Origin of the sequence: uncultured Jannaschia sp., from assembly GCF_947494055.1 — a bacterium.
In the GTDB taxonomy this organism is placed as follows: Bacteria; Pseudomonadota; Alphaproteobacteria; order Rhodobacterales; family Rhodobacteraceae; genus Jannaschia.
In genome coordinates this window covers 1-2,565 of record NZ_CANLTR010000110.1, presented here as the reverse complement: position 1 = coordinate 2,565, position 2,565 = coordinate 1, and the positions used below count along the sequence as shown (strand labels likewise).

3 protein-coding genes are annotated in these 2,565 nt (G+C 64.3%); all 3 read left to right on the top strand.

Features of this window, described 5'->3' with window-relative positions; all coding sequences use genetic code 11:
- Window positions 1–84: 84 nt before the first annotated feature.
- From Q1A87_RS23245 to Q1A87_RS23235, 3 genes are read left to right on the top strand one after another with little or no spacing between them, the layout of a single operon-like run.
- Window positions 85–510 (top strand): transposase, encoded by a 426-nt coding sequence (locus tag Q1A87_RS23245; protein ID WP_299657165.1) that lies wholly within the window; start codon window positions 85–87, stop codon window positions 508–510.
- Window positions 507–860, top strand: coding sequence for an IS66 family insertion sequence element accessory protein TnpB (gene tnpB, locus Q1A87_RS23240; RefSeq protein ID WP_299657162.1), 354 nt, complete (start codon window positions 507–509; stop codon window positions 858–860). Before Q1A87_RS23245 ends, tnpB begins: the two co-directional genes overlap by 4 nt.
- Before the next feature lie 53 nt (window positions 861–913).
- Window positions 914–2,536 carry an IS66 family transposase gene (locus tag Q1A87_RS23235; RefSeq protein WP_299657159.1) on the top strand — a complete coding sequence of 541 codons (1,623 nt, stop codon included), beginning with the start codon at window positions 914–916 and terminating at the stop codon, window positions 2,534–2,536.
- The last annotated feature ends 29 nt before the right edge of the window (window positions 2,537–2,565 follow it).

The window sequence follows — 2,565 nt, the reverse complement described above, 5'->3', positions numbered from 1 at the left end:
GTAAGCGGTGGCTGCGGCCCACGTTGTCGGGCATCGGCCTGATTGCGAGATCTACCCATCTCAAGATGGGGAGTGCGTTTCGCAATGTGTGCTACGAATTCGTTTCTCAGATCGCTGGGTGTGGAGGTCCATGCGTCAGGGCATCGACGGTGGCCGGATGATGTAAAGGCGCAGGTTGTCGCGGAGACGTTGGCGCCGGGCGCGACCGTGAGCTCCGTGGCCGAGCGGTATGGGGTTAAGCCGAACCAGTTGTCCGCCTGGCGGGGCTTGGCGAAGAAGGGCAAGTTGGTTCTGCCTGCGGCCATCGACGCCTCTGCGGGGGCTGATGAACTCCCGGTCTTCGCGCCCCTTGTCCTGCGTGAGCCGGAGGAGCCAGTGGAGCGGGAGGCTTCGCCGCAGTCGGGCGACCTGCTTCGCATTGCCGTCGGCGTTGTCAGGATCGAACTCCCCGCCGGCACGCCTGCAAGGCGGATTGCCGAGATCGTTCATGCGCTCGGAGCTGAGGCATGATGATGCCGTCCCACACCGTCCGCATCCTGGTCGCGACACAGCCGGTGGACTTCAGGAAAGGACACGATGGCTTGGCTGCACTGGTGCAATCGGCGCTGAAGGAGGATCCTTTCACCGGCACCGTCTTCGTGTTCCGGGCAAAGCGTGCTGACAGGTTGAAGATCCTGTTCTGGGACGGAAGCGGGCTGGTAATGGCTTACAAGCGCCTCGAGGAAACTGCCTTCATCTGGCCGGCGATCCGGGATGGCGTGATGACGTTGAACCGGGCGCAGTTTGAGGCGCTGTTTGCCGGTCTGGACTGGCGAAGGGTCAGGTCGCTGGACGCGCGTCGGCCAGCTGCGGCGGAGTGATGTAGTTAACGAATTGACGTGCAATTCCAGACCCTTCCACGTATGTTCGGAGCATGCCTGCCGCCGTAGAAATAGACCTGTCGGCCATTCCCGAGGACCAACGTGAAGCTGTCGCCGCACTGCTGCGCGAGCGGGGCCAGCTCAAGGATGAAGCGGCAAGCCTCAAGGACGAAACGGCCATCCTCAGGAGCGAGACGGCCGGTCTCAAGGACATCATCAAGCGCCTCGAGCACCTGGTGGCCGAGCTCAACCACCTCGTCCATGGCAAGCGATCCGAGAAGCTCAGCGAAGATGAACGGCAGCTGGCCTTCGAGGATCTCGAGACGGCCGTCGCCGAAGCCAATGAGCAAAAGGAGACGCAGGCTCCTTCGGACAGCACGTCCCGTCGCACGGCGTCTTCGGCCAAGCGCAACCGCGGCAACCTGCCCGAGGACCTGCCCCGCATCGAACAGGTGGTCGAGCCCGACAGCCTCGCGTGCCCGTGCGGCTGCGGGCAGATGCACAAGATCGGCGAGGATCGCATCGAACGCCTCGACATCGTGCCCGCGCAGCTGCGCGTGCTTGTCACCGTCCGTCCCAAATACGCCTGCCGCGCCTGCACCGACGGCGTGCGTCAGGCCCCGGCACCCGCCGCCCTGATCGAGAGCGGCCTGCCGACCGAGGGGCTCATCGCCCACATCCTGGTCAGCAAATACGCGGATCACCTTCCACTATATCGCCAGAGCCAGATCCTCTCCCGCTCGGGCATCGACATCCATCGCAGCACGTTGGCCGACTGGGTCGGCGTCGCGGCATTCCACCTGCGGCCGGTGGTGGCTTGCCTGGCAGAGCACCTGAAGACATCGACCAAGCTGTTCATGGATGAGACCACCGCACCGGTGCTCGACCCCGGGCGCGGCCGGACCAAGACCGGCTTCCTTTGGGCACTGGCCCGGGATGATCGAGCGTGGGACGGCGACGATCCACCCGGCGTGGTCTACTTCTACGCCCCCGGCCGGGGCGGGGAGAACGCGGAGAAGTTCCTGACCGGCTTCGACGGCATCCTGCAGATCGACGGATACACAGGCTACAACCGCCTGACGCGCCCCTCCCGCAAGGGCGGTGACCCGATCCGCGTGGCGTATTGCTGGGCGCACGCACGGCGCAAGCTGAAGGAAGTGTTCGACCGCGACGGTTCCGAGATCGCGGCCGAAGGCCTGCGACGCATTGCCGAGTTCTACAAGGTCGAGGCTGAGATCCGCGGCATGGGCCCCGGTCAGCGGCTCTCGGCTCGGCAGGCACGAACGGCGCCGCTTGTCGCGGCCTTTGGTGAATGGCTGCAAGAGCAGCGCCTGCGTGTCTCCGCCAAATCGCGTCTCGGCGAGAAGCTCGCCTACATCCACCACCACTGGGATGGACTGCAGACCTTCCTTCGGGATGGGCGTATCGAGATCGACTCCAACGGCGTCGAAAACCTCATCCGCCCGATCGCTCTGAACAGGAAAAACGCGCTCTTCGCCGGGCACGATGAAGGCGGGAAGGCTTGGGGGCGTATCGCGTCTCTCATCGAAACCGCGAAGATCAATGGCGTCGAACCATTCGCCTATCTCAAGGCAACCTTGGAGGCGATCGCGAACGGCCACCCAAAAAGCCGGATCGACGAACTCCTCCCCTGGAACTTCAATCCGTCAAGCTGAAACCGGCGTGGGGCCCAGCTCCCGCTTAC

Bases quoted from the DNA above. Each gene is read 5' to 3' on its own strand.
- Q1A87_RS23245 (WP_299657165.1), top strand. From the start codon at position 85: ATGTGTGCTACGAATTCGTTTCTCAGATCGCTGGGTGTGGAGGTCCAT.
- tnpB (WP_299657162.1), top strand. From the start codon at position 507: ATGATGATGCCGTCCCACACCGTCCGCATCCTGGTCGCGACACAGCCG.
- Q1A87_RS23235 (WP_299657159.1), top strand. From the start codon at position 914: ATGCCTGCCGCCGTAGAAATAGACCTGTCGGCCATTCCCGAGGACCAA.